Here is a 26,143-nt window from a genome sequence, read left to right as displayed (position 1 = left end):
GGGAGTAGACCCGAAACCGGGCGATCTATCCATGGCCAGGGTGAAGCGCGGGTAACACCGCGTGGAGGCCCGAACCCACTGGCGTTGAAAAGCCAGGGGATGAGCTGTGGATCGGAGTGAAAGGCTAATCAAGCTCGGAGATAGCTGGTTCTCCCCGAAATATATTTAGGTATAGCCTCACGAAGTAACTAGCGGGGGTAGAGCACTGGATGGGCTAGGGGTCCTACCAGATTACCAAACCTAACCAAACTCCGAATACCGCTAAGTGTTATCGTGGGAGTCAGACTGCGGGTGATAAGATCCGTAGTCGAAAGGGAAACAGCCCAGACCGTCAGCTAAGGTCCCAAAATCTATGCTAAGTGGAAAACGATGTGGAAATGCCCAGACAACCAGGAGGTTGGCTTAGAAGCAGCCATCCTTTAAAGAAAGCGTAATAGCTCACTGGTCGAGTGGGTCTGCGCGGAAAATGTAACGGGGCTCAAGCATAGTACCGAAGCTACGGATTCGCATTTTAAGGTGCGAGTGGTAGGGGAGCATTGTGTAAGCCTGCGAAGGTCGACCGCGAGGACGGCTGGAGGTATCACAAGAGATTATGCTGACATGAGTAGCGAAAATGCGGGCGAGAAACCCGCACACCGAAAACCCAAGGTTTCCTACGTAAAGGTAATCTGCGTAGGGTTAGTCGGTCCCTAAGGCGAGGCCGAAAGGCGTAGTTGATGGGAAACAGGTTAATATTCCTGTACCACCTATGAATGCGATGGGGGGACGGAGAAGGGTAGGCGATCCGGGTGCTGGACGTCCCGGTTTAAGCCTGTAGACGGGGGAGAGAGGCAAATCCCTTTCCCTGCTAACGTCGAGAGGTGATGACGAGAGCGTATGCTCACAAAGTCGTTGATCCCATGCTTCCAAGAAAAGCCTCTAAGCTTCAGTTCATAGGTGACCGTACCGTAAACCGACTCAGGTGGGTGAGGAGAAAATCCTAAGGTGCTTGAGAGAACACTGGTTAAGGAACTCGGCAAAATGACACCGTAACTTCGGGAGAAGGTGTGCCTCTTTGGGTGTAGCGATACGCACGTGAAGCCCGAGGGGGTCGCAGAGAAATGGCGGTAGCGACTGTTTACTAAAAACACAGGACTCTGCTAAGTCGAAAGACGATGTATAGGGTCTGACGCCTGCCCGGTGCCGGAAGGTTAAGGGGATTTGTTAACCGCAAGGTGAAGCTTTGAACCGAAGCCCCGGTAAACGGCGGCCGTAACTATAACGGTCCTAAGGTAGCGAAATTCCTTGTCGGGTAAGTTCCGACCTGCACGAATGGCGTAACGATTTCCGCGCTGTCTCAACCAGTGGCTCAGCGAAATTGAATTCTCGGTGAAGATGCCGAGTACCCGCGGCAAGACGGAAAGACCCCGTGAACCTTTACTACAGCTTGACAGTGACATTCGGAATAGCTTGTGTAGGATAGGTGGGAGGCTTTGAAGCTGGTACGCCAGTATCGGTGGAGCCAACCTTGAAATACCACCCTGGTTGTTTTGGGTGTCTAACCCAGGCCCGTCATCCGGGTCGGGGACACTGTCTGGTGGGTAGTTTGACTGGGGCGGTCGCCTCCCAAAGAGTAACGGAGGCGCGCGATGGTTCCCTCAGACCGATTGGAAACCGGTCGTAGAGTGTAAAGGCATAAGGGAGCTTGACTGCGAGACCAACAAGTCGAGCAGGTACGAAAGTAGGTCTTAGTGATCCGGCGGTTCTGTATGGAAGGGCCGTCGCTCAACGGATAAAAGGTACTCCGGGGATAACAGGCTGATCTCCCCCAAGAGTTCACATCGACGGGGAGGTTTGGCACCTCGATGTCGGCTCATCGCATCCTGGGGCTGAAGTAGGTCCCAAGGGTTTGGCTGTTCGCCAATTAAAGCGGTACGCGAGCTGGGTTTAAAACGTCGTGAGACAGTTTGGTCCCTATCTGCCGTGGGCGCAGGATACTTGAGAAGAGCTGTCCTTAGTACGAGAGGACCGGGATGGACGTACCTCTAGTGTTCCAGTTGTTCCGCCAGGAGCATTCGCTGGGTAGCTATGTACGGAAAGGATAACCGCTGAAAGCATCTAAGCGGGAAGCCTCCTTCAAGATTAGGTATCCCCGGGAGCAATCCCCTGAAGGCCCGTTGTAGACCACAACGTTGATAGGCCGGGTGTGTAAGTGCAGCAATGCACTCAGCTGACCGGTACTAATCGGCCGTGAGGCTTGACCATAAAAAATTATTTTCGGGGGTGGTAACCCCACCCCCTCCTTATCAACTCTTACCCAATCACTACAAATCGAAAAATCTATGCGATTGCCGAGATAAATTCACGTGCATAAAAAGCACGAAAGAGTTTCTCGGTGGCTATGCCGAGAGGGTCACACCCGTTCCCATCCCGAACACGGAAGTTAAGCCTCTCTGGGCCGATGGTACTGCACTGGAAGCGGTGTGGGAGAGTAGGTCGCCGCCGGGAATTATATTAAAAGCCCCATCACGAAAGTGGTGGGGCTTTCTTATTTCTTCTCCCAGTTCCTTCACGTCGTGTCACTCATTCGATACCTTCTCTCGAAACCTCCGGCGGAAGAACTTAGGCTTTCTAAGAGCCCCTGAGAATCCTCCTACTCCCCTATGATCTTCACCAGCACTCGCTTGCGACGCATTCCGTCGAACTCTCCATAGAATATTTGCTCCCATGGCCCTAAATCGAGTTCCCCTCCTGTTATCGCTACCACTACCTCTCGCCCATCAGCGTACGCTTCAAATGCGCGTCCCCGTTGTCTTCACCGCTGTTGTGGGTTTTGTAACACACCTTATGAGGTACGATAGGCAGGTTTCAAGTGGTGCCTTCAGTGGCGGGAAATTCAATTATAAAGCGAGTACCTTTCGGGTAGTTGTCTTTCACACGGATGAAGGCATGGTGATCGGAAATAATGGTGTTGACTATGGCCAGACCTAGCCCAGTACCGGTTTTTTTTGTGGAAAAGTAAGGTTCGAACAAGCGAGGGCGATCTTCCGGGGGTATCCCATGACCGTTATCAGCTACAACACATGTCACCATTCGCAATTCTGGGTTATAGCAGCTGATAACCTCGATCACACCATCATTGTCAAGTGCTGCAATGGCGTTATCAAGCAGGTTGATGATGACCCGCTTTATCTGGTCACGGTCAAGTTGCAGCAGAGGCATATCTTCGTCTGCAGAGACTTGGAACGTAACTGTTCTGTGTGCCTGCTGGTACAGAGAGACAGCTTCTTTTATGATTTCGTTCAGGTTGTTGGGGCGCGGATGGGCTGACGGCATACGCGCGAAGTGCGAGAACTCATCAACAAGTGTCTTCAACTCATCGACAGACTTGATAATCATGTCGGTGCACTCGTCGAATACCTTTTCTTCCTCACCGAACCTGCCTAGATAGCGCTTACGTAACCGCTGTGCCGAAAGCTGTATTGGGGTAAGAGGATTTTTGATTTCATGTGCAATGCGGCGGGCGACCTCTCGCCATGCTGCCATTCGCTGCGCTTTAATCAGGTGTGTAAGGTCGTCGAAGACTACTACAGTGCCCAGGAATTCATCGTTATCATCTTTGAGTATGGTAACATTCACCAGCAGAGTCATGTCACCTTCCTTTACCGGCACGGTGACCTGCTTGCTGATGCTGTCTCGTTTCGACAGAACCATATCTCGAAGAATATCCTTGGCAATATCAAGATGGCTGGTGCGCAGCACATCTTTAAAATTCTTACCCATCACTTCTACTGTCTTAATATTCAGTAGTTTTTCTGCTGATTTGTTTATCGTTGTAAGGGCACCATTTTTATCAACGGAGATGACTCCGGCGGTCACATTTTTCAGCACTGTTTCCATGTATATGCGACGTTGTTCCAGTTCAAGGTTGCTCCGGATGACCTCTTCGTTACTCTGTTTCAGTACTAGCTGATTGCTGCGCAAGTCTTCCGTCATTTTGTTGAAGGAGGAAACCAGCATGCCTATTTCATCCTGTCCCTTTTCCTCCAGAAAAATGTTCAGATTCCCTTCCGCTACCTGACGAGTGGCTTCCGCAAGCTCCTGTATTGGGATTGTGAGGCTTTTCGCCAGATATATCCCGAACCATACAGCTAAAAAAACTATCACCATTGTGATAAGGAACAAAGTGAGTATATAACCGGTGGTGATCGGGGTCTTCAGTATTTTAAGTTGTCGGAACTCCTGGTAGGAGGTGGATATTTCCCTCATTTTGCTTACGAGGGAATATGGTACGTAGTAGTTTACAACTACTACTCCCACGACGTCCTTGTTGTTCCAGTTAGAATAGATAGGCACAATCCCGCGAATGAGATCTGCCTTTCCTACAGGGTTGATTCGGGTTAGTTCCCTGCCATTTAATCCTACATTTATGTCCTCGGATGAAGGATTGGTAAACTCAGCCTTCGGGAGTTGAGGATTGGAGGCTCGCACCAGTTCCTCCCTTTGAGCGGAAAATACCTCCACGACACTCAGGTTATACTCCTTCTGTTTCTGTCTTATAAGTGCCTTCATGCGAGGTAGATTTTCATCGTTGAGAAGCTTCTGTTCCTTGATCATTGCGCTGCATTGACGGGCGTAATAGAGCGCGTTGGCTGCCGACGATTTGTAATAGGTCTGTGCTACCTCCATCGATTCGTTAAGAGATGTTTCAACTTGCGTGTTGAACCAGTTCTGGACACTGTTGGTGATGAAGCCTGCCGATACAAAGAAAAGGAGCATGGTCGGAACCAGTGAAAGGCCGACAAAAGCCAGTACTAGCTTTGCTCTCAGTTTGACTCCGATGACGTTTTGCCGCCGTTCCAGGATGAGCTTTGCAATGTTGCGGAAGACCAGGTATACGAGCAGAATTATAAGAAGAATGATGATGTTGATGATGCCGAAGATGACGATGTTGTTTCCCATCGGGACTTCGGAACTTAATTTTGAGAGACGGAGTTCTGTGCCGGTAAGAGCGATGATGAAGAAAAGCGACAGGACAATGATGAGCCCTTCGCGCTTCCTTTTCCTTATCTCGCTGGAGGGTAGGTTATTGCCGTTGTGCATCGGACTTCACTGTAACTGAAAGACAAGTTCATTGCAAGGAGTTGGCGAGGGGAGACAATCGCAATAAAAAATGCAGCCGGCGAAACCGGCTGCATCCTTGAGTCACTCTCCGTCTTCGGTTCAAGCTTCCTGCCAAGCGAGCTCAGGGAGGGGAAGGGTGAATACCGAAGAAGTTTCCTTAGTGGTGAATTCCACCAGTTTCCAGCAATCAGTTCTTTTCAATATTTCCATCACTAGTTTATGGTTGAGGTCGTGTCCTGATTTGCAAGCCTTCACATGTCCGAAGAAGTAGTGCCCCAGGAGAGCCAGATCACCCACTGAGTCGAGAATCTTGTGCCGTACGAATTCATCGTCGTACCTCAACCCTTCTTCGTTGATGACGCCATTATCGCCGATCACTACCGCATTCTCCAGCGAGCCTCCCCGAGCAAGTCCGTTTGCCTTCAGCATTTCCACTTCGGCAAGAAAGCCGAAGGTCCGCGCTGGTGCATACTCTCCCGAAAATGTTTCTTCATCGAATACCAGATGTTTTGTCTGGCTGGGTACGGCTGGATGGTTAAAGCTCATGTCAAAGGTGACCTTGAAGTATCGGGAGGGGATCACCGAAATCTTCTTGTCTCCTTCGATGATAGTGATCGGTTTCTTGATAACGAGGAACTTGCGCGATTTGGACAAGGTTGCAGTGCCCGCTTTACGGATAGCTTCCATGAAATGAGTTGCACTTCCATCCATTATCGGGACTTCCGGCCCGTTGATGTCGATGTGTGCGTTATCGATTCCACATCCTCGAAGAGCAGCCATGAGATGCTCGATGGTAGCGACTACGGCACCATGTTTTCCTATGGTAGTTGAAAGTCTTGTATTTACGACGTTCTCCGCTGTTGCTTCGATGGAGACTGCCGGTGCAAGGTCTGTTCGATGAAAAATTATGCCGGTTCCTGCTTCAGCCGGACGAAGGGTTATGGTGGTGTCCGCCCCGGAGTGGAGACCGATTCCAGTAAAAGAAACCTTGTTTTTTATCGTTTGTTGAAAAGCCATGGCGGCCCCTTTGGTAAAGTCAGTGTACGTACTTTCGACTACAAGCAAGGAATGGGCCAATCGTTAACTAAAATGTCCGGGTGCAATGTTCAATAATATTAACAGCTTGAGGGGTAATGGCCTTAAGTGATGGGGGCGGCGGAGGCGGGTGTGGTAAATCAACAACGAGTTGTGTTGCAAAGTTGCCACACTATAGGCGGCCTGAACGAAGGATGGCTACCACCCACCAGAGACCTATCAATCCGGCGACGGTGTAGCCAAAAAGGGCAAAAACAGGGAATCCCAGCAGGTGCGGACCTTTATCTGTCTGCATAATGAGTGAGGAACCAACAATTAGGGCAGCTATGATAAGGCTTGAAGAGAGCCGGTTGGCGGATTTGTCCAGCTCGTTTATGAACCGATCGAGTCCGCGATGTTCCAGGTCGATCTTGAACTTGTTCCGGTTTATCCGGTTAACGAACTCCTTGATGTCCCGAGGAAGGTTCTTTGCCAGCTGCAGGTATGACAGGAGATGGTTACCGGCCTCTTTCGCCATGTACTGAGGGGACATCCTCTCCTTATAAGCCCTGTCCACGAATGGTCGCAGGTGCTCTATCATGTTGAACTGCGGGTCCAGCTTGCGGCCCATTCCTTCTATTGTGACGAGTGCCTTGGTAAGAAGGAGCAGGTCTGGTTGGAACTTGATGTGATGCGTCGTGATAATCTCAATGAATTCCTGCAGCATTCTCCCGACTTCTATTTCCTGGAGAGGTACTTCGTAATAGCTGTCGATGAACTCGGAAAGATCCCGCCGCAACCCTCTTGTGTTGACAGAGTCGAGGACGTCCCCCGAGTAGACGAGCAGCGAAATCACTTCATCCACATCTCGCCTGATGATCGCAAGCAGTATGTCGAGCAGGTACTCCTTCAGGTGCTTGTCGATCCGCCCTACCATCCCATAATCCAGGAGGCAGATGACGTTTTCCTGCAGGATCATGATATTACCGGGGTGGGGGTCTCCATGGAAGAAGCCGTGGACAAGGACCATCTTCAGGAAGGCATCGGCCCCACGGTGTGCAATAAGTCGCCTGTCAAGCCCTTGCCGGTCCAGTTTCTCGAAGTCATTGATCTTAATGCCGTCGATGTACTCGATGGTGAGCACTGCTTTTGAAGTGAATTCCCAAAAGACCTTGGGGAAGTAGAGGGTGGGATCCTTTGCGAAATTCTGTGACATTCTTTCTATTGTGTGTCCCTCACGGGTAAAATCCATCTCACGCCGTATGGTTCGTGCAAATTCCCTTACAAGCCCGATAGGATCATATATGTCCGAAGAAGGAAGATGGCGGTCGGCCAGGACAGCCAGACCCATCAATGCGTCGATATCCGTTTCTACCAGCTCTACAATACCGGGTCGGCGCACCTTTACCACTACTTCCTCACCGTCCACCAATCGTGCGCGGTGCACCTGTGCTATGGATGCAGCGGCAATTGGCACGGGATCGAAATCAGGAAAGATGACCTCGGGATTAAAGCCTACTCCGAGGCGTATCTGAGTCAGAGCTTCTTCCACCGGAAAGGAGGGAACATGATCCTGTAGCTTTGAAAATTCTTCTATGTAGCTGAGAGGGAGGACATCGGGGCGAGTGGATAGCAGCTGTCCGAACTTGATGAAGGTCGGCCCAAGTTCTTCGAGGGCCAGCCTCATTCTTTCAGCGGCTGATAGCTGGTACATTTCCGGCACTTCACGGCGTAAAAGCTTTCTGCTTTTGGCCACGAGGTGTGAAAGGTTCATGAACTCCAGCAGGTTCCCGAACCCGTATTTGATGAGAACCCTGACGATCTGCCGGTATCGCCGTATGGTGCGGATGTTACGGTTTAGCTGCAGGAGGTTCAGCATGGATCCACGGGTTCAGGTGCCAGGAGCTGGTTTTCCAGTTGGGTCACCCGCCGCTGCAGGCGGTCGAACTCCTCCCGGTTCACCATTCCCATTCGTTCCACCACCCGTTTTACCTCTGCTTCGGTAATCTCTTCTATTCGGGCTTTTCCGTCTTTCGCCAGGTTCTGCAGCTTGTCGAGAAAAGCTTTTCCTTCTTCTTCGCTCATCTTGTACCGATCTTTGAGGTCAGACAGCAGTTCTTCGGCTTTCTTCTGGGAAAGGGCTACAGCTCCAAGTCCCATGAGCAGGGTCTTTTCAAGAAGTTCGAACATTGGCGATTTCCTCCTTAATCAATAATTAAGTCCACTTTACCTATAACAGAAAAGCGGGCGATTACAACACCTTTGTATAGGGGATCGGCTCAGGAGGTTACTTCTTGAATAGCCATAGGAGAAGTGATACGAGGACTGAAAGGAGAATGCTCGTTGCCAGGGGGAAGTAGAAGGTAAAGTTTTCGCGCTTGATGTAGATGTCCCCCGGAAGCCTGCCTACCCACGGTAACTTTCCCGCGAGGGTGAAGAGGACACCTATCCCGGCGATGATCAGTCCTACTATGATCAGTGATTTGCCGAAGCCGCTCATGCGACTCTTTCCACGGCAGCCGATGATGCGCCGGCATAGCGGTCCCTTTCGCTGTAGATGCAGCCGCAATACTGTTGGCGGTAGAGACCGAGTTCCTTCGACAGGGTAATCCCCTTGTTCCACCCACGGCGAAAATCGCGGTAGAGGAATGTGATGCCGTGTTGCGCAGCCAATTCTTCCCCCACTGCGCGGATGAGATCGTGCTGCTGGTAGCGGCTATAGAGGAGGGATGTAGAGAAGGCGCCGCAGCCATGTTCGACGGCCGCCGCGGCCGCTGCGGCAAGTCGCGACGTGTAGCAGTAGCTGCACCTTGCTGCCGGTTCTCCGGCTACTGCTGAAAGGAATTCCTCAAGTCGATAACTGTCCCGGTAGATTACCTCCAAGCCGGCATGTTCCGCGTACTGCCGGACCGTGTCCAGTCTTTTACGGTATTCCTGATACGGATGGATGTTGTGGTTGAAAAAGTAACCGGTCGGTTCTATGCCTTCCGCACGAAGCTCCTGTACAGGATAGACGGAACATGGAGCACAGCATATGTGGAAGAGCAGCTTCATCGGGTAACTCCCCTTTCCAGCGCTTCACGGGCAAGGCGCACCGTGATCTTTCGCTTCAGGGAAAGGGCATGGTAGCAGACCGCTTTGAAGCCGGCCAGAAGGGAGGGAATATCGCGGCGGGTATGATAGATCATGTATTCCACCACATCTTCCGGAAGCTTGATATGACGGTCGGCGGCAAGCTTCTGCATGATCATCCTGCGTGAGTCGTCATCTGAGACGTCAAGTTTTGCCACCAGCCCCCACATCAGACGGGAAATAAGGTGATCATCGAGATTCGGTAGCTCTTTTGGGGGGAGGAGTCCCGCAATGGCGATGGGACGTCCGCCGGCGTAGAAATCGTTGAAAAGCTGCCAGAACTCCACGCGGACGCTGTCGTTGTCCGGCAGCAGGTGAAGGTCGTCGACCAGCAGCGCCGGGGCATCCTGAAAGAATGCGGCGAGCTTCGATGTCTCTTCCGACGGATAATCCCCCTGGTATACCTGTTCTGCGTCCCTAAATGAGAAACAGCGTACTGCGGTGGAATCCCCTCTGTAGAGTGCACAGCCGAGCGCCATGAGCAGGTGGGTTTTTCCCGACCCCGGAGGACCATAGAGATAGAGGAGGTTTTCGGTACCATTTCCCTCTACCAGCTGGCGGGCGAAGTGGTATGCAGCCTTGTTCCCCCCGCACACTACGAAGTTGTTAAAACTGTACCGCGGAGAAACAGGAAATTCAAGGACCTGCTGCATGGTCAGAACAGCCTCCCCTGCGGTTCTGGAACGATCCGTCCGAAGTGCCGGTATGCAAGCGGAGTGGCGACCCTTCCCCGAGGTGTCCTGTTCAGAAAACCATGCTGGATAAGGAACGGCTCGTAGACATCCTCGATCGTGTCACGTTCTTCGCTGATGGAGGCGGCAATGGTGTCGAGCCCCACTGGCCCTCCGCCGAATTTGTCGATGATGGTAAGAAGAATCAGCCGGTCCATCTGATCGAACCCCTTGTCGTCGATCTCCAGAAGCTCCAGCGTGTCGTGGACCACTTGTCGGGTTATCTTCCCCTCCGCCCGGACCTGGGCGAAGTCGCGCACCCGGCGCAGAAGCCGGTTGGCTATCCGTGGCGTGCCCCTGCTTCGTCTGGCCAGCTCAAGCGCTCCTTCCTGCTCCATATGAATTCCGAGGATTCTCGCAGACCGTGAGACAATGGTGGCCAGTTCTTCATCTGTGTAGAATTCGAGCCGGCTGATGACGCCGAAACGATCGCGCAGCGGTGAGGAGAGAAGGCCCGCGCGGGTGGTGGCACCGACGAGGGTAAACTTCGGCAGGTCCAGCTTGATGGTGCGCGCGCTCGGTCCCTGTCCGATGATAATATCGAGCTGGAAATCCTCCATCGCCGGGTAGAGAATCTCCTCCACCACATGTGACAGCCGGTGGATCTCGTCGATGAAGAGAACGTCATGAGGCTCCAGGTTGGTGAGGATCGCTGCCAGATCGCCCGGCCGCTCTATCACTGGCCCCGACGTCGACTTTATACTGACCCCCATTTCCGCCGCAATGATATTGGCGAGGGTGGTCTTGCCCAGCCCGGGCGGGCCGTAGAGCAGTACATGGTCGAGAGCCTCGGTTCGCCCCTTTGCCGCATCTATGAAGAGCCGCAGGTTGCCCTTTGCCTTCTCCTGGCCGATGTACTCGTCGAGGCCTCGCGGTCGAAGGGTCGAGTCGAACTGGAAGTCATCTTCTGCTATCTCGGGCGTTATCATTCGTGTCATCGGTCTGGCTCGATGTTATCTCATCAGCAGCTTCAGTGCCTGCTTCAGTGCCGTCTCCACAGTGTCTCCCGGCTGAAGGGTCAACTCGGCCAACGCTTTTTTCACCTGAGCTTCCTTATACCCCAAATTGAGAAGGGCCGACGTGACATCCTCTGCTACATCAGGGAGGGCAGCCGCCGCGCGGGGCGCGGCATCTTCAGTATGCTGCATCGACCGTAACTTTTCCTTCAGCTCAAGGACAAGGCGCTCGGCCGTCTTCTTGCCTATGCCAGGAATGGAGCCTAGCCGCCCCAGGTCTCCTCCGGTAATGGCGGCAGCAAGCTCCTTCACGTCTATGTTGGAGAGAATGTTGCTCCCCAGTTTCGGTCCGATTCCCGAGACGGAGATCAGGTGCTGGAACATGCTTTTTTCTGCCAGGGTTCGGAAACCGTAGAGATTAATGGCGTCTTCTTTGACATGGGTGAAGATGTGGAGGGTGGTGGTGCTGGTCTCCTCGGGAAGTTCGTAGTACGTGGAGAAGGGGATCTGGACGCGGTAGCCGACGCCGTTGACGTCGAGAATTATGAACTCCGGCGACTTGTGTGCCAGCTTCCCGGTGAGCAGTGCAATCATGTCAGCTTTTTCCTCAGTGAGTTAAGGTGTGCTGAGTGGGCGTGGCAAACCGCCACTGCCAGAGCGTCGGAGGCATCCTCCTGAGCCGTCTCGGGAAGGTTCAGCAGCGCCTTGAGCATTTTCTGGACCTGCTCCTTGCTCGCCCTTCCGTGCCCTACCACCGCCTGTTTTACCTGCAAAGCGGTATATTCGTAAAGGGGGAGCCCCGCATTGACTCCGGCCACAAGGGCTGCGCCTCGCGCCTGACCTAGCTTAAGGGCGCTTTGCACGTTGGTGGCGAAAAAGATGTTCTCCACCGCGACCGCATCGGGCCGGTAACGGTCTATGACCTCGGAGAGTTGCCGATAGATCTTGTGAAGCCGCGAAGGGAAATCTGGAGAGGCCCCGGCGAATATTGCGCCATTGTCTACATGGACCAGGCGGTTTCCTTCGGTGCGGATTATGCCGTAGCCGGTGATGCGGGAACCTGGATCGATGCCTAGAATGTTCATGATCGCGAGCCTTGGAAGCTGCAACAAAAAAGGGAGCCCGTGGCTCCCCGTGACGGGCTACATCAACCGTTCCATGTCTTCTGCTGATATATCGAAGTTCGCGTAGACATTCTGCACGTCGTCGTTGTCTTCGAGCCGCTCCATAAGCTTCAGCATGGTTTCGGCGGGCTTCCCCTCCAGCTTGATCATCGTTTGGGGAATCATCGTAACTTCTGCGGACTCGATAGCGAATCCCGCCTTGGTCAGAGCTTCCCGGACTTCCATGAAATTGGAGGGGTCCGTCAGCACTTCGATCTGCTCCTCCTGATCAGAGACGTCTTCGGCGCCTGCTTCGAGAGCGGCCTCGAAAAGCTTGTCGAAATCGGTCTGCTTGGAGAAAATGATGAGCCCCTTCTTGTCGAACATCCAGGATACGCAGCCTGTCTCTCCCATGTTTCCGTTCATCTTGGTGAAGATACTGCGGACCTCGGAGACGGTGCGATTCCTGTTGTCGGTCATCACTTCCACAAGTACAGCGACTCCACCGGGGCCATAACCTTCGTAGGTAATCTCTTCGTACGACACCCCTTCAAGTTCTCCGGTTCCCTTCTTGATGGCGCGCTCTATGTTGTCCTTCGGCATGTTTTCCGCCTTGGCTTTGTCTATAGCCGCACGAAGGCGAGGATTACCGTCCGGATCGCCGCCGCCCAGTTTTGCCGCGACGGTTATTTCCTTGATAAGTTTTGTGAAGATTTTTCCACGCTTTGCATCGGCAGCACCCTTTTTGTGCTTGATGGTGCTCCATTTATTATGGCCGGACATAGAAAGCTCCTTTGTTGAGATGGAACCGCCAGCCGTGAGGCTAATGTTGTCAGGGGCGGCGCCTTCGAATCGCGGATACTAGCACGGAGGCTTTGGGCTTGTAAAGGGAGAAAATGCCGGAAACACGGTCTTTTAGGGGCGAAAGGTTTCATTTTCAAAAGGCCCTTTTTTTCTCTTTGAAAGGGGGGATGGCGGGAGCAAAATAAACAATGTTTTCCCGGTGTTTCGGGGGAGTGTTTGGTGTGGCGTTTGAGGAGTTAGTGCTATTTTTAAAAATATTATCAACATGTTACATCAATGCTATAAAAAATGAGGATATTTTGTTGACCGTAATAGAACATTGTGTTACAAATTAATTCAGCGGAATCTGTATTCCAGTAAAACATCTGTTAATTAGCCGGAGGGAGAGGCTGCCTATATGTCGAGCAAAATCAGTTCCTATACTGTTCAGTCTGTCGATAAAGCATTGGATATTCTCGATATTCTGTCGGAAGGGTCTATTCATGCGACTCTTCAGAATCTTTCCGACAGGCTGGGGATAAGCAGGAACAAAACGTTCCGGCTTCTGGCGACTCTCGAAAACCGGGGGCTCGTGGAGCGTGATCCTTTGAGCGGGATCTACCACCTGGGGCTGGCGACGGTGGAGGTGGCACATCGGTTCATCAACAGTGCCAGCATCATCAGGTACGCGCATCCCGTGATGGAGGGGCTCGCACGGAAGCATGACGAAGCGGTCTACATGACGGTGATGAAGGGGGACGAGGTGCTGTTTCTCGATATGGTCGACTGCGGGCAGCAGATCAAGGCCGCCCCTTTTCTCGGCAAGCGCTTCCCCTTCTTCACAAATGCAGCGGGGAAGGTGATCAAGTCGCTTGAATCGCGAGACCTCCTTGAAAAGCTGTTCAAGCGGGGGCGGGAGAAGAAAAAGCTGCCCGACCTTGTCGCTCTCGAATCGGAGCTGAACGATATTCGCGAAAAGGGGGTCGCCATCGAGTCAGGAGGTCTCGGGGAGGGTATCATCACAGTCGCTGTCGCTGTGAGGGACTACGCGGGTAAGGTGATAGGGGCGCTCACTATGCTAGGGCCCTCTTTCCGCATGGTGACGGAAAGGGTGGAGAACGAAATCATCCCATCGCTCCGTGAACAGGCGGAGTTGCTTTCCATGAAGTTCGGGTACGCGAGAACATAGGTAGCGTTAAAAAACGGAAAGGGGGAGAAAGAGCAGGCATAGCGAGGAAAGGAGGGCGGGACGCCGTCCTCTTGAGAGTGTACCTCACACAGAAAGGAGTAACGACCATGTCCGAGAGGCAGTATGACTGGGCGAAAATCGCAAAGAACCCAAAGTTCATCGAACTGCACCACAAAAAGACGGTTTTTTTGTTCGGCTGGTGGATTTTCTCCACCGTTTACTACTTCCTTCTTCCGATTGGGGCTGCTTACACGCCGGGTCTGTTCAAGATCAAGATCATCGGCAGCGTTAACTTCGGCTATCTCTTCGCGCTTTCCCAGTTCTTCGTTTCCTGGGGGTTGGCGATGTACTATGCCCATGTGGCCAACAAGGACTTCGACCGGTTGACTCGTGAACTGGTCGATGAGCTCAGGTAAGGAGGAGCCCATGAAAAAATTACTTGCTGCCGCCACTCTGGCCATGTCGCTGACTTCCTTTGCGTATGCCGTTGAACCGGCTAAGGCTCCTGCGGCTCCCGGTACACCCTCTGCTACGGCTCCTGCCGCCCCTGGTACACCCGCAGTGGCAGCTCCTGCCGCTACTCCCGGAGCTCCAGCTGCCGCAACTCCTGCGCCGGCCGCTCCTGCCAAACCCGAGATAAAAGCGAACCGTGCGATTACCCTGACCATGTTCGGCATCATCATCGGCATAACCCTCGCCGTCGTCATCTGGGCTGCTAGGAAAACAAAGACAGCCGCGGATTTCTATGCTGCCGGCGGCGGGATCACTGGTACTCAGAACGGCTGGGCCATCGCAGGCGATTATATGTCCGCGGCTTCGTTTCTGGGGATTTCGGGCCTCATCTCCCTTTACGGGTACGACGGTTTTATGTATTCCGTCGGCTGGCTCGTTGCCTACATCACCGTCCTGCTGATTGTTGCCGAACCCTGCAGGAATGCGGGGAAGTATACCCTGGGAGACATCCTCTCCTTCCGAACCGAGCCCAAGCCGGTCCGGGCCGTCTGTGCTCTTTCCGTCGTTGCCGTCTCCACCTTCTACCTCACCGCACAGATGGTCGGTGCCGGCAAGCTCATGCAGCTGCTCATAGGAGTTCCCTATAAAACGGCAATCATCGGCGTCGGTATCCTGATGGTCGGGTACGTCGTTTTCGGCGGAATGACCGCCACCACCTGGGTCCAGATCATCAAGGCCGGTCTGCTTATGTCGGGTGCAGCCCTGCTGTCGGTTCTCGTGGGGATGAAGGCCGGTTTCAACCCTCTACAGTTCTTCTCCGACATCGCAACCAACCCAAATGTCATCGAGCACGTCCAGAAGGTGGTCCTGAAGCATCCGGTGGCCGAACCCGGCTTCGACTACGGTCAGCGCTTCCTGGAGCCGGGCCTGTTCCTCAAGAACCCGCTTGACCAGATTTCTCTCGGCATGGCGCTGGTTCTGGGCACTGCCGGCATGCCCCACATCCTCATGCGCTTCTTCACCGTTCCGACCGCCCAGGCTGCCCGTAAATCCGTTATCATCGCCATGTTCATCATCGGCGGCTTCTATGTCCTGACCACGCTCCTCGGTTTCGGCGCGGCGATCCACGTGACGCCCCAGAAGATATTCGCTTTCGACAAAGGGGGCAACATGGCGACCATGCTCCTTGCCCAGCAGCTCGGCGGCGACATATCACCCATCGTCGGCGACCTCTTCCTTGCCTTCCTCTGCGCGGTTGCGTTCGCCACCATTCTCGCCGTCGTCTCCGGCCTCGTGCTGGCGGCTTCTGCGGCCATAGCCCACGACATCTACGTCAACGTCATCAGGGAAGGCCATGCGGACCAGCACGAGCAGGTCATGGCCGCCCGTATCACCTCACTGGTCGTCGGTGCAGCCGGCATCCTGATCGGTATCGCGGCAGAGAAGCAGAACGTGGCACACCTGGTGGCGCTGGCTTTCGCGGTTGCCTCCTCCGGAAACCTGCCTGTCGTCGTGATGTCGCTGTTCTGGCGGAAATTCAATACCGCCGGAGTCATTTCTGGACTCGTCGTCGGTACCGTTGCTTCCATCGCCTTGGTCATGGTATCCCCGAACATGACCTATCCCAAGGTTGTGGCTGCTGATGCCCAGAAGGTGGTCAAGAAGCTCGAGGAGAAGCAGGCGGGCGGAGCCATCCTGTCCGAGAAGGAAACGAAGGAGCTGGCGAAAGCGAAGGCCGACTATGACAAGAACAAGGACGGCAAATCCGCCATAGGCTTAGACAAGCCGCTCATAACCCTGAAGAACCCCGGCATCATCTCGATCCCGCTGGGTTTCATAGCTGCCATCGTCGGCGCACTCGCATTCCCCAGCCGGCGGTCCGAAGAGATGTTCGACGAGATTTACGTTCGCCAGAATACCGGTATCGGAATGGCCAAGGCAATTGATCATTAATTGACGGATTCTTTGTGTTATAGTGGGGAAGGGTAAGCCTTCCCCATTTTTTTTCATGGATGAAACCGATGCCTCGACCCGCTGAACATATAGCTGACGGTTCCCACGAATCGGTGGCCGACGGACTCATGGAGAAGATTCGAGGTTATCTCGCCTTCCTGGAGCGGGAGGAGTCCGCCCGCCTCCTAACCGCACTCAAGGAGGAGATAGAAGCGGAGATATCCGTAGCGGAAGGCTCCCTGGCACGGGAGCTGTCGCTTACGCAGGCAATCCGTGAGACTTCCAGGTTCGACGCGCTGGCCGCAATGCACCTTGAGTTGAATGAACTGGAGATGGACCGGTTCCTCCGGGTCCAGTCGGTGCCGGCCCTTCACAGCAACTGCACCGAATACCGCGATCTCCTCGCCGGGAAGGTGCTCGGAATGGTGGAGCAGGAACTGGCGGAGCGGGGAAGCGGACCTGCGCCGCTTCCGTATGCTCTCGTCAGCATGGGGAGCGACGGGAGGGAGGAACAGACCCTCATTACCGACCAGGACTACCTCATCGTCTATGGGGACGGTGGCGGAGAGGGGGCGGATGCTTATTTCAAGGAGTTCTCGGAGCTTCTTGTGGAGCGGCTGGCGGAGATCGGCTTCAAGAAGTGCACCGGCGATATCATGCCGAGCAACCCCACATGGCGGGGGTCCCTGAGCCAGTGGCGGAAAAAGCTGCTGGCCATTGTAAGATACGAGTATGCCGACTACGCCAAAAACCTCATGGACCTGATTGTGCTGTCAGACGCCCGTTACGTGGCCGGTGACGCGGTTCTGGCGCAGTCGCTCATCGAGCACATCCGCGGCCTGGAACAGGACTACTTTCAGGTACTGTGGGGGATGGCAAAAGCAGCCACGGAAATGAAACTGGCCCTCGGGTTTCTGAAACGGTTCTGGACGGAGGGTTCCGGAGACCACAAGGGAGAGTTCAACCTGAAGCTCCTCGCATGGGCGCCGCTTGTGATGAATGTGCGCATTCTTTCCATCAACCACGGAATCCCGGCAACCAACACCATCCGGCGGATCGAGCTCCTGGAAAAGGAGCGGTCCCTTTCCGCTGCCACGGCCGGCGGACTCAAAGATGCCTACCATGTGCTCACCAAACACCGCATTCTGCTGCAGATCAAGGTGATCAAGGGGATCAACAGGGACTCTTACTACCTCAACCCGTACCGGCTGCCGGCTGACGAGCGTGAACAGATCCGGCAGGCCCTGCTGCAGATAGAGGACCTGCAGAAGATGATCCATACTAACTTCTCCATCATGTAGATTTCCTCCCTCAATTCATCCCGATATCCTCGTCGCATCCTCTCGATTTAGAATGTACAAGCTCCAGCAGGGTTCAAGACTGCAGGTTATGAGCTTCTGAACAATTCCCACTCCACAAGTGCCCACGGCACCTCCAAACCTCGCAGGAGCTCGCCCGTTTGTGGTTTCCGGCCCGTTAGATACAATTTACTCGTTTACTAGCCATAGATTCGATCTTTTAGAACCTGTCTCTGAGACCCGTGGTTGTCGAACTGCGACGCTTATCCATATCATGGGGGTAAGAATGATAACCGACAATGAGAGCAAATCCGGGGCTACATCCGGAGCTGTCCAACCGGCGATGTCAGATGAGGACCTGATGTCTTTTTTGGCCTCGATGGTAAATTCCTCCGACGACGCCATCATCGGCAAAACGCCCGACGGGATCATCATCAGTTGGAACAGGGCCGCCGAGCTGATGTATGGCTACAGTGCAGAAGAAATTGTAGGACAGCCGGTTACCATCCTGATGGCGCCCGATCATCAGTACGAGATGAGCGATATCCTGAAGAAGATCCGCAGCGGAGAGCGGATCGACCATTATGAGACGGTGCGGAAACAGAAGGATGGGAGGCTTCTTAACATCTCGCTCACCATCTCCCCGATATACAATCCATCCGGAGCACTCATCGGCGCATCCTCCATCGCCAGAGATATTACGAAGCGGAAGCAGGAAGAGGAGCAGCAGCTGGCAACCTTCAAGTATGCCAGGAGCCTCATCGAGGCGAGTCTCGACCCTATGGTCACCATCAGTCCCGAAGGAAAGGTGATGGACGTCAACGAAGCTGCCGTCAAGGCTACCGGGGCCAGGAAAGAGGAGCTGATCGGCACCGACTTCTCCGATTATTTTACCGAGCCGGAGAAAGCACGGGAGGGGTACCAGCAGGTATTCGCCAAGGGCTTTGTGACCGACTACCCCCTCACGATCCGCCGAAGGGACGGCACCCTCATCGACGTTCTCTACAACGCCTCCGTCTACCGGGACGGCCGCGGAAACGTTCTCGGAGTCTTCGCGGCAGCCCGGGACGTCACGGCGCAGCGGCACGCGGCCCAATATGCACGCAGCCTCATCGAGGCATCCCTCGACCCGCTCGTAACCATCAGCCCCGAAGGGAAAATCACCGACGTCAACGAGGCCACCGTGAAAGTGACCGGGGTCCCCCGTGACCAGTTGATCGGCACCGTCTTCTCCGACTACTTCACGGAACCGGACAAGGCCCGTGAAGGGTACATGCGGGTCTTCGCGGAGGGTTTCGTAACCGATTACCCCCTGACCATACGCGCCAAGAGCGGCGAGCTGACCGACGTCCTCTACAACGCCTCCGTTTACCGCGACGTGGACGGGAACGTTCTCGGGGTTTTTGCCGCGGCCCGTGATGTGACGGCGCAGCGGCAGGCGGCGCAGTATGCACGAAGCCTTATCGAGGCGAGTCTTGATCCGCTGGTTACCATCAGCCCCGAGGGAAAAATCACCGACGTCAACGAGGCGACGGTGAAGGTGACCGGCGTGCCCCGGGAGCATCTGGTGGGGACCGACTTCTCTGATTACTTCACCGATCCGGATAAAGCACGCGAGGGATACCAGCAGGTATTCGCCAAAGGCTTCGTAACCGACTACCCACTAACGCTCCGGCACCGGGAGGGGGCGCTCGTTCACGTTCTCTACAACGCCTCGGTCTACCGCGACGTGAACGGCAAGGTCCTGGGCGTCTTTGCTGCGGCGCGCGACGTCACCGCACAGCGGCAGGCCGCCCAGTACGCGCGAAGCCTGATAGAGGCGAGTCTCGACCCCCTCGTTACAATCAGCCCGGAAGGAAAGATCACCGACGTGAACGAGGCGACTGTAAAGGTTACGGGAGTGCCCCAGGAGCAGCTGATCGGCACCGACTTCTCCGATTATTTCACCGATCCCGAAAAGGCCCGGGAGGGATACCAGCGGGTATTTGCCGAGGGGTTCGTCACCGACTACCCGCTTACGATCCGCCACCGGGAGGGGCAGCTGACCGACGTCCTCTACAACGCTTCCGTCTATCGCGACGTGCAGGGAAACGTCGTCGGCGTCTTCGCTGCAGCCCGCGACGTGACAGCCCAGCGGCAGGCGGCGCAGTATGCCCGAAGCCTGATAGAGGCGAGTCTCGATCCGCTTGTCACCATCAGCTCCGAAGGCAAGATCATGGACGTCAACGACGCCACCGTGAAAGTAACGGGGGTGCCCCGGGACGAACTGATCGGTACCGACTTCTCCGACTACTTCACCGAACCGAACACGGCCAGGGAGGGATACCAGCGGGTATTCGCCGAGGGTTTCGTCACCGACTACCTGCTCACCATCCGGCATCGTGACGGGCACCTTACCGACGTCCTCTACAACGCCTCGGTCTATAGGGATGTTTACGGCAATGTCCTCGGCGTTTTTGCCGCGGCCCGCGACGTTACCGCCCAGCGGCAGGCGGCCCAGTACGCCCGGAGCCTCATCGAGGCCTCCCTCGACCCGCTGGTCACCATCAGCCCGGAAGGGAAGATCATGGACGTCAACGAGGCTACGGTGAAGGTCACCGGTGTCCCTCGGGACGAGCTCGTCGGCACGGACTTCTCCGACTATTTCACCGAGCCGGACAAGGCGCGGGAAGGTTACCAGCAGGTATTCGCCAAGGGGTTCGTCACCGACTACCCTCTTACCATCCGCCACAGAGCAGGGCAGTTCACCAACGTCCTGTACAACGCCTCAGTCTACCGCGATGTTTACGGAAACGTTCTCGGGGTGTTCGCGGCGGCCCGCGACGTCACCGCCCAGCGGCAGGCGGCGCAGTATGCCAGAAGCCTGATAGAGGCCTCCCTCGACCCGCTGGTCACCATCAGCCCGGAAGGGAAGATCATGGACGTCAACGAGGCGACGGTCAAGGTAACTGGAGTGCCCCGGAACGAGCTGGTGGGCACCGATTTCTCCGACTACTTCACTGAACCGGAAAAGGCCCGTGAAGGTTACCAGCAGGTCTTTGCCAAAGGCTTCGTCACCGATTACCCCCTAACTATCCGCCACAGGAACGGGCACTTCACCGACGTCCTCTACAATGCGTCGGTGTATCGGGACGTGGAGGGAAATGTGCTCGGCGTCTTCGCCGCCGCCCGTGATGTCACCGAGTCGAAACGGGTCATGCGGGAGTTCCAGGAGACGAAGACCTTCCTCGACAACATTCTGCAAAGCTCCACCAAGTACTCGATCATCGGAAAGGACCTGAACTACCGCATCCTCTCCTGGAACGAGGGAGCCCGGCGCAACTACGGCTACACAGAGGACGAGATCATCGGCAAGGACTCCGGCATTCTTCACGCTCCCGAGGACGTGCAGTCCGGTGTCGTGGAGCGTCTTCTGAGAACGGCCTTCGAGAAAGGTCTGGCGGAAGGGGAGTTCCAGCGGGTGCGGAAGGACAGTACACGCTTCGTCGCAAGCGTCGTCGTGACGAGAAGGAATGACACTTCCGGGAACCCGATCGGATACCTCCTCATGAGTACCGATATCACGGAGAAGAAACAGGCGGAGGAGAAACTGCGGTACGCCTCCCAGTACGCGAGAAGCCTTATCGAGGCGAGTCTCGACCCGCTGGTGACCATCAGCCTGGAGGGGAAGATCACCGACGTTAACGAGGCCACCACCAAGGTCACGGGGGTGCCGCGGGAGGAGCTGATCGGCACCGATTTCTCCGACTACTTCACCGAACCCGACAAGGCCCGGGAGGGGTACATGCAGGTCTTCTCCAAGGGGTTCGTCACCGACTATCCCCTTACCATACGGCATCGGGAAGGACGGGCCACCAACGTCCTCTACAACGCGTCGATCTACAAAGACGCGCTGGGTAACGTTCTCGGGGTCTTCGCGGCCGCCCGCGACGTCACCGCCCAGAGGGAGGCAGAGGCAAAGGTCGCCGAGCAGCGTGCCCGGGAGGAGCAGCGCGCCCGGGAGCTGGAGCGCCTGGCAGAGCTGGAGCGGTTCCAGAAGCTGACTGTGGGGCGTGAGCTGAAGATGGTGGAGCTGAAGAAGGAAAATGAGGAGCTGAGAAGGGAGAGGGATATATGCCGGACCCAGCATCGCTCCGGGACCGCATAGCCATGGTTCGTCCCGAGAAGGAAGGGCAATGGCTGGCAGAGGTGGAGGATTACACCAAGGCCATGCTCAACATCCTGGAGGACGCGGCCGCGGAGAAGAAATACCTTGAAGAGGCCCAGCACGCGATCCTGAACATACTGGAGGATTCGGCCGACGAAAAGGCGCAGCTGGAGGAAGCACAGCGCGCCTTCTTCAACATACTCGAAGACATTTCCGGGGAGAAGGAGCAGTTCGAAGACACGCAGCGGGCTCTTGCCAACATTCTCGAAGATTCCATGGAGGAAAGGGGACGCCTGGAGGAAAATCAGCGGGCCATGCTGAACCTGCTGGAGGATTTCGATGAGGAACGGATGAGATCGGAAGCGGCGAACCGGGAAACCACCGAGGCCCTCGAATCTCTCCGGAAGGCGAAGGAAGCTACGGATGCCGCAAACAAGGAACTGGAAGCCTTCAGCTACTCCGTCTCCCACGACCTGCGTACGCCATTGCAGTCGATAGACGGCTTCAGCCTGGCGCTCCTGGAAGACTACGGCGACTACCTCGACGACCGGGGAAAGGATTACCTGCGCAGGGTGCGTAACGCCACCCAGCGGATGGCGCAACTGATCGACGACCTTCTGAAGCTCTCCCGGCTCACCCGCAGCGAGCTGAATCCGGTAACGGTCGATCTGTCGGCCCTCGCAGCGCGTGTGGCGACGGAGCTGCAGGCAGGGCAGCCGGATCGAAACATCACTTTCCGCATTCGCGAAGGGCTTACCGTCACCGGCGACGCCGACCTGCTGAAAGTGCTCTTCGACAACCTCATCGGGAATGCCTGGAAGTTCACCTCCAAGAAAGAAGAGGCGGTCATCGAGTTCGGCACTGCGGATGTGGGGGGGGAAGAGACCTTTTTCGTGCGAGATAACGGCACCGGATTCGATATGGCTTATGCCGACAAACTTTTTGCGCCGTTTCAGCGGTTGCACCTCGAAAAGGATTTCCCGGGCACCGGGATAGGCCTCTCCATAGTCCAGCGCATAATCCACCGGCATGACGGGAGGATATGGGCCGACGCGGCGGTGGGGAAAGGGGCCACATTCTTTTTTACACTCAACCTGGGCATTCGGGAGCGGTAGGTTGTTGAAAAACAGCCATCTCGCCGCCGTCCTCGTCGCTCCCGTGTGCGGCGTAGCGCTGTTTATGCCCCAGAGGGTACTACGCCTCCGACGGTCGCTCCTGCGGGTGCGACGATTTGACTGTTTTTGAACAACCTGAGGCGCACCAGTGAAAAATGAAAAACGGGAGCCCCCATGGATTATTCCAAAACCATTCTTCTTGTCGATGATAATCCCGATTTTGTCGAGCTGGCCAAGCGGGCCTTCCAGAAGAGCAAGATCCTGAACCCCGTAGTAGTGGCAGAAGACGGCGTGGAGGCGCTGGATTACCTCTTCTGCACCGGGCCGTGGGCGGACAGGTGCCCCAAGGACAATCCGGTCGTTGTCCTGCTCGACCTCAAGCTTCCGAAGTTGGACGGACTGGAGGTGCTTGCCCGGATGCGCAGCACTCCGAAGACGAAAATCGTTCCGGTGGTGATCCTCACCACCTCCTCGGAGGATCAGGACGTGTCACGTGCGTATGGGCTAGGAGCAAACAGCTATCTCCGCAAGCCCGTGGACTTCAACAAGCTGACGGAAGCGCTCCAGACTACGGGGCTGTACTGGCTGCTTCACAATGAGCCTCCAGACCCGCGGGGCCCCGAATGACCTCTGGGCCGCCGCCGTAATGTGGTTAAGAACCCTGACTGACACGGCAGCAACTCATCTCAGATCGGGAAAGTACAAGATGCCGACAGACGTCCGTTTACTGATCATAGAAGACGTTGAGGACCATGCACTGCTGCAGGTGCGTGAGTTGCGGAAAAACGGCTTCAACGTCGATTTCGAACGGGTCGAGACCCGGGAAGAGCTGGAGGCAGCTCTCCGTGCCGGAGTATGGGATGCCGTCCTTTCCGACTACAACCTGCCGGGTTTCAACGGGCTGGAGGCGCTCCGTATCGTGCAGGAAAAGGCTGACATACCGTTCATTCTCGTCTCGGGAGCGATAGGTGAAGAGCTGGCAGCCGAAGTCATGAAAGCCGGTGCCGGCGACTATATCAGGAAAGGGAACCTGGCCCGCTTGGGCCCGACGCTGGCGCGTGAGTTGCGGGACTCGGTGGTTCGAAGGGAGCGGCGTCAGGCCGCAGAAGAGTTGGCCAAGTACCGGGAGCATCTGGAAGAGCTCGTGCGGGAGCGCACGGCGCAGATCGAGCAGAAGAACAGGGAGTTGCGGGAAAGCGAAGAGAAACATCGATGGCTCTTTGAAAGCACGCCCGACGGCATTCTTGTCACCGTTCCGGATGGAACCATAGTGTCTGCCAACCCTGCGGCACAGGCGCTGTTCGGGATGACGGAAGAAGAGCTGCGGCAGGCAGGCCGCCGGGCCCTCATAGATGATGAAGACCTGCGCATCCATGAACTGTTGCGGGAACGAGCCCGTACCGGACAATGTCGCGGAACGCTTACCTATGTGAGGAAGGATGGCAGCAAGTTCGACGGGGAGATGATTTCCGTCATCCACGATATCCACGGCTCCGCCTTCGTCATAATACGGGATATTTCCGAGCGCGTTCAGGCAGAGCATGCGCTGAGAAAAAGCGAAGCGCGGTTTCGGGGCGTATTTGAAAACGCTGCAGTGGGGATGAGTCTTTTCGATCCGCAGGGAAGGCTCGTGCGAGGAAACGCCAAGCTCTTCGAGATCCTCGGATATCCCCAGGAAGAGCTGCAGGGGCGTGCTTTTCAAAGCTTTACGCACAACGAAGACAGGGAGCCGGACCAAAGCAACTATCTACTGCTGATGAAAGGCGATCTTTCGAGTTACACGGTGGAAAAGCGGTACATCAGGAAGGACGGGAACCAGGTCTGGGTCCGAGTGACCCGTTCCGCACAACCGGGGGAGCGGGGGCTGCCGGATTACAGCATCAACATTGTTGAGGACATTTCCGCGCGCAAGGAGGCCGAGGCAGAACTCCAGCGTACGGCGACTCTCCTTCGTGCCGTTATGGAAAGCACTCCCGATTTCGTATTTGTGAAGGACCGCAAAGGGCGGATGCTCATGGCGAACCCGGCAACGCTGAAGTTTTTGGGCAAAAAACCGGAGGAAGTTATTGGCAAAACTGATGCGGAATTTGTGGGGGGGGTGCATGCGGAACTAATCATGGAGAACGACCGTATGGTCATGGAGCGCGGCGAGACACTGGTCGTAGAGGAGATTCTTCAGCTTGATGCAGAGAACCGTGTATTTCTTTCCACGAAAAGTCCCTACAAAGACTTCACCGGAAATGTCATAGGGCTCATCGGGATATCCCGCGACATTACCGACCGGAAACAGGCGAACGAGGAGCGGGAGCGGCTGCTTGCCGAGGTCCAGCGGTCAAACCAGGACCTCCAGCAGTTTGCCTATATCGCCTCCCATGACCTTCAGGAACCGCTGCGGATGGTAGCCAGTTACATGCAGCTTCTTGAACGGAAGTATGGCCAGCAGCTTGACGAGAAGGCGCAGGAGTATATCGGGTATGCCGTAGACGGCGCGCGAAGGATGCAGAGGCTCATAGAGGGCCTCCTGAAGTATTCCCGCATTACGCGTGATACACAACTTGCACCCGTAGATGCCAACTCGACCTGTACGGCCGCCATAGACAACCTGGGGCAGGCTGTAAGGGAGTCTGGGGGCGTGGTGACGACGGACAGCCTTCCTGTGGTGCAGGGGGATGAGATCCAGCTCGTTCAGCTCTTCCAGAACCTGATCGGCAACGGCCTCAAATACCGGCACCCCTGCATTGCCCCGCACGTCCACGTCTCCGCTCGAAGGGAAGGTCCGGCATGGCTTTTTTCGGTAACCGATAACGGCATCGGTATCGAGCCGGGGCATCATGATCGTATTTTCCAGATATTCCAGAGGCTTCATACCAGAGAGGAATACTTCGGCACAGGCATCGGCCTTGCTTCGTGCAAGAAAATCGTTGAAAGGCATGGGGGGCGTATCTGGGTCGAATCGAAACCCGGAGAAGGCTCCACATTCTACTTCACCCTTCCGGCGGACCAGGCGTAACAGCATGGCCGATGGATAAGGCCGAGAAAGTCCCGGCCGAAACAAGACCCGCCAGGAAGACATACTTCGCACCCCCGCTTCATGCAGTTTTTTCCGATTGTTCCTTCCATTGCCCCTCGATAATAAGCCTCACTTCTTCAACTCTTGTCACGTCCC

Annotated in this window: 19 protein-coding genes, 2 rRNA genes and 1 pseudogene (1 of these 22 only partly in view); 10 read left to right on the top strand and 12 right to left on the bottom strand. The window is 55.4% G+C overall.

The window, feature by feature from the left end; all coding sequences use genetic code 11:
- Together CFB04_RS08665 and rrf are read left to right on the top strand one after the other, a co-directional pair.
- A 23S ribosomal RNA gene (locus CFB04_RS08665) occupies window positions 1-2,244 on the top strand (it extends 713 nt beyond the left edge of the window).
- Window positions 2,245-2,370: 126 nt separating this feature from the next.
- Window positions 2,371-2,487, top strand: a 5S ribosomal RNA gene (gene rrf / locus CFB04_RS08660).
- A gap of 145 nt (window positions 2,488-2,632) precedes the next feature.
- Here the strand turns inward: rrf and CFB04_RS18530 are convergent.
- From CFB04_RS18530 to CFB04_RS08600, 12 genes and pseudogenes are all read right to left on the bottom strand, one after another.
- A pseudogene (locus CFB04_RS18530) lies at window positions 2,633-2,808 on the bottom strand (YjbQ family protein); the annotation flags it as partial.
- Between the two features lie 39 nt (window positions 2,809-2,847).
- Window positions 2,848-5,082 (bottom strand): PAS domain-containing sensor histidine kinase, encoded by a 2,235-nt coding sequence (locus tag CFB04_RS08650; RefSeq protein WP_088534904.1) that lies wholly within the window; start codon window positions 5,080-5,082, stop codon window positions 2,848-2,850.
- 120 nt (window positions 5,083-5,202) lie between these two features.
- Window positions 5,203-6,120, bottom strand: coding sequence for a UDP-3-O-acyl-N-acetylglucosamine deacetylase (gene lpxC, locus CFB04_RS08645; RefSeq protein WP_088534903.1), 918 nt, complete (start codon window positions 6,118-6,120; stop codon window positions 5,203-5,205).
- A 190-nt stretch (window positions 6,121-6,310) separates the two neighbouring features.
- On the bottom strand, window positions 6,311-7,996 hold the full coding sequence (gene ubiB, locus CFB04_RS08640) for a 2-polyprenylphenol 6-hydroxylase (RefSeq protein ID WP_088534902.1): 1,686 nt from the start codon (window positions 7,994-7,996) through the stop codon (window positions 6,311-6,313).
- Window positions 7,990-8,307 (bottom strand): phasin family protein, encoded by a 318-nt coding sequence (locus CFB04_RS08635; RefSeq protein ID WP_088534901.1) that lies wholly within the window; start codon window positions 8,305-8,307, stop codon window positions 7,990-7,992. The genes ubiB and CFB04_RS08635 overlap by 7 nt, the downstream gene beginning before the upstream one ends.
- Before the next feature lie 97 nt (window positions 8,308-8,404).
- Window positions 8,405-8,617: a DUF2905 domain-containing protein gene (locus tag CFB04_RS08630; protein ID WP_088534900.1), complete on the bottom strand. Its 213-nt coding sequence runs from the start codon at window positions 8,615-8,617 to the stop codon at window positions 8,405-8,407.
- Window positions 8,614-9,171 carry an epoxyqueuosine reductase QueH gene (locus CFB04_RS08625; RefSeq protein ID WP_088534899.1) on the bottom strand — a complete coding sequence of 186 codons (558 nt, stop codon included), beginning with the start codon at window positions 9,169-9,171 and terminating at the stop codon, window positions 8,614-8,616. The genes CFB04_RS08630 and CFB04_RS08625 overlap by 4 nt, the downstream gene beginning before the upstream one ends.
- Entirely contained in the window at window positions 9,168-9,902 is a 735-nt protein-coding gene (locus CFB04_RS08620; protein ID WP_088534898.1) for a DnaA ATPase domain-containing protein, read from the bottom strand. Before CFB04_RS08620 ends, CFB04_RS08625 begins: the two co-directional genes overlap by 4 nt.
- 2 nt (window positions 9,903-9,904) lie before the next feature.
- Window positions 9,905-10,918: a Holliday junction branch migration DNA helicase RuvB gene (ruvB, locus tag CFB04_RS08615; protein WP_088534897.1), complete on the bottom strand. Its 1,014-nt coding sequence runs from the start codon at window positions 10,916-10,918 to the stop codon at window positions 9,905-9,907.
- A 15-nt stretch (window positions 10,919-10,933) separates the two neighbouring features.
- A complete protein-coding gene (gene ruvA, locus CFB04_RS08610; protein WP_088534896.1) occupies window positions 10,934-11,530 on the bottom strand; it encodes a Holliday junction branch migration protein RuvA in 597 nt (198 codons plus the stop codon).
- On the bottom strand, window positions 11,527-12,021 hold the full coding sequence (ruvC, locus tag CFB04_RS08605) for a crossover junction endodeoxyribonuclease RuvC (RefSeq protein WP_088534895.1): 495 nt from the start codon (window positions 12,019-12,021) through the stop codon (window positions 11,527-11,529). The genes ruvA and ruvC overlap by 4 nt, the downstream gene beginning before the upstream one ends.
- 57 nt (window positions 12,022-12,078) lie before the next feature.
- Complete coding sequence (locus CFB04_RS08600) at window positions 12,079-12,822, bottom strand: YebC/PmpR family DNA-binding transcriptional regulator (protein WP_088534894.1); 744 nt, start codon at window positions 12,820-12,822, stop codon at window positions 12,079-12,081.
- Between the two features lie 418 nt (window positions 12,823-13,240).
- On the opposite strand from CFB04_RS08600, the gene CFB04_RS08595 reads away from it, so the two are divergent.
- The 8 genes from CFB04_RS08595 (at window position 13,241) to CFB04_RS08550 (ending at window position 25,987) form a co-directional block, all read left to right on the top strand.
- Window positions 13,241-14,011 carry an IclR family transcriptional regulator gene (locus tag CFB04_RS08595; protein WP_088534893.1) on the top strand — a complete coding sequence of 257 codons (771 nt, stop codon included), beginning with the start codon at window positions 13,241-13,243 and terminating at the stop codon, window positions 14,009-14,011.
- A gap of 107 nt (window positions 14,012-14,118) precedes the next feature.
- A complete protein-coding gene (locus CFB04_RS08590; RefSeq protein ID WP_088534892.1) occupies window positions 14,119-14,427 on the top strand; it encodes a DUF485 domain-containing protein in 309 nt (102 codons plus the stop codon).
- A 10-nt stretch (window positions 14,428-14,437) separates the two neighbouring features.
- Complete coding sequence (locus CFB04_RS08585) at window positions 14,438-16,417, top strand: cation acetate symporter (RefSeq protein WP_088534891.1); 1,980 nt, start codon at window positions 14,438-14,440, stop codon at window positions 16,415-16,417.
- 68 nt (window positions 16,418-16,485) lie between these two features.
- Window positions 16,486-17,718 (top strand): putative nucleotidyltransferase substrate binding domain-containing protein, encoded by a 1,233-nt coding sequence (locus CFB04_RS08580; RefSeq protein ID WP_088534890.1) that lies wholly within the window; start codon window positions 16,486-16,488, stop codon window positions 17,716-17,718.
- A 358-nt stretch (window positions 17,719-18,076) separates the two neighbouring features.
- Window positions 18,077-21,862, top strand: a complete 3,786-nt coding sequence (locus CFB04_RS18220) for a PAS domain S-box protein (RefSeq protein WP_197692602.1) — start codon at window positions 18,077-18,079, stop codon at window positions 21,860-21,862.
- Window positions 21,829-22,977, top strand: a complete 1,149-nt coding sequence (locus CFB04_RS08560; protein ID WP_088534889.1) for an ATP-binding protein — start codon at window positions 21,829-21,831, stop codon at window positions 22,975-22,977. The genes CFB04_RS18220 and CFB04_RS08560 overlap by 34 nt, the downstream gene beginning before the upstream one ends.
- A 174-nt stretch (window positions 22,978-23,151) precedes the next feature.
- Complete coding sequence (locus CFB04_RS08555) at window positions 23,152-23,604, top strand: response regulator (protein ID WP_088534888.1); 453 nt, start codon at window positions 23,152-23,154, stop codon at window positions 23,602-23,604.
- A 79-nt stretch (window positions 23,605-23,683) separates the two neighbouring features.
- Entirely contained in the window at window positions 23,684-25,987 is a 2,304-nt protein-coding gene (locus tag CFB04_RS08550) for a PAS domain S-box protein (RefSeq protein ID WP_172825468.1), read from the top strand.
- Window positions 25,988-26,143: the final 156 nt, after the last annotated feature.

The organism is Geobacter sp. DSM 9736, from assembly GCF_900187405.1.
Classification (GTDB): domain Bacteria; phylum Desulfobacterota; class Desulfuromonadia; order Geobacterales; family Geobacteraceae; genus DSM-9736.
This window is presented reverse-complemented; position numbering and strand designations above follow the sequence as displayed.

What these genes read in the sequence shown, in the direction of transcription:
- CFB04_RS08650 (WP_088534904.1), bottom strand. Translation starts at nt 5,082, where the DNA reads ATGCACAACGGCAATAACCTACCCTCCAGCGAGATAAGGAAAAGGAAG.
- lpxC (WP_088534903.1), bottom strand. Translation starts at nt 6,120, where the DNA reads ATGGCTTTTCAACAAACGATAAAAAACAAGGTTTCTTTTACTGGAATC.
- ubiB (WP_088534902.1), bottom strand. Translation starts at nt 7,996, where the DNA reads ATGCTGAACCTCCTGCAGCTAAACCGTAACATCCGCACCATACGGCGA.
- CFB04_RS08635 (WP_088534901.1), bottom strand. Translation starts at nt 8,307, where the DNA reads ATGTTCGAACTTCTTGAAAAGACCCTGCTCATGGGACTTGGAGCTGTA.
- CFB04_RS08630 (WP_088534900.1), bottom strand. Translation starts at nt 8,617, where the DNA reads ATGAGCGGCTTCGGCAAATCACTGATCATAGTAGGACTGATCATCGCC.
- CFB04_RS08625 (WP_088534899.1), bottom strand. Translation starts at nt 9,171, where the DNA reads ATGAAGCTGCTCTTCCACATATGCTGTGCTCCATGTTCCGTCTATCCT.
- CFB04_RS08620 (WP_088534898.1), bottom strand. Translation starts at nt 9,902, where the DNA reads ATGCAGCAGGTCCTTGAATTTCCTGTTTCTCCGCGGTACAGTTTTAAC.
- ruvB (WP_088534897.1), bottom strand. Translation starts at nt 10,918, where the DNA reads ATGACACGAATGATAACGCCCGAGATAGCAGAAGATGACTTCCAGTTC.
- ruvA (WP_088534896.1), bottom strand. Translation starts at nt 11,530, where the DNA reads ATGATTGCACTGCTCACCGGGAAGCTGGCACACAAGTCGCCGGAGTTC.
- ruvC (WP_088534895.1), bottom strand. Translation starts at nt 12,021, where the DNA reads ATGAACATTCTAGGCATCGATCCAGGTTCCCGCATCACCGGCTACGGC.
- CFB04_RS08600 (WP_088534894.1), bottom strand. Translation starts at nt 12,822, where the DNA reads ATGTCCGGCCATAATAAATGGAGCACCATCAAGCACAAAAAGGGTGCT.
- CFB04_RS08595 (WP_088534893.1), top strand. Translation starts at nt 13,241, where the DNA reads ATGTCGAGCAAAATCAGTTCCTATACTGTTCAGTCTGTCGATAAAGCA.
- CFB04_RS08590 (WP_088534892.1), top strand. Translation starts at nt 14,119, where the DNA reads ATGTCCGAGAGGCAGTATGACTGGGCGAAAATCGCAAAGAACCCAAAG.
- CFB04_RS08585 (WP_088534891.1), top strand. Translation starts at nt 14,438, where the DNA reads ATGAAAAAATTACTTGCTGCCGCCACTCTGGCCATGTCGCTGACTTCC.
- CFB04_RS08580 (WP_088534890.1), top strand. Translation starts at nt 16,486, where the DNA reads ATGCCTCGACCCGCTGAACATATAGCTGACGGTTCCCACGAATCGGTG.
- CFB04_RS18220 (WP_197692602.1), top strand. Translation starts at nt 18,077, where the DNA reads ATGTCTTTTTTGGCCTCGATGGTAAATTCCTCCGACGACGCCATCATC.
- CFB04_RS08560 (WP_088534889.1), top strand. Translation starts at nt 21,829, where the DNA reads ATGCCGGACCCAGCATCGCTCCGGGACCGCATAGCCATGGTTCGTCCC.
- CFB04_RS08555 (WP_088534888.1), top strand. Translation starts at nt 23,152, where the DNA reads ATGGATTATTCCAAAACCATTCTTCTTGTCGATGATAATCCCGATTTT.
- CFB04_RS08550 (WP_172825468.1), top strand. Translation starts at nt 23,684, where the DNA reads ATGCCGACAGACGTCCGTTTACTGATCATAGAAGACGTTGAGGACCAT.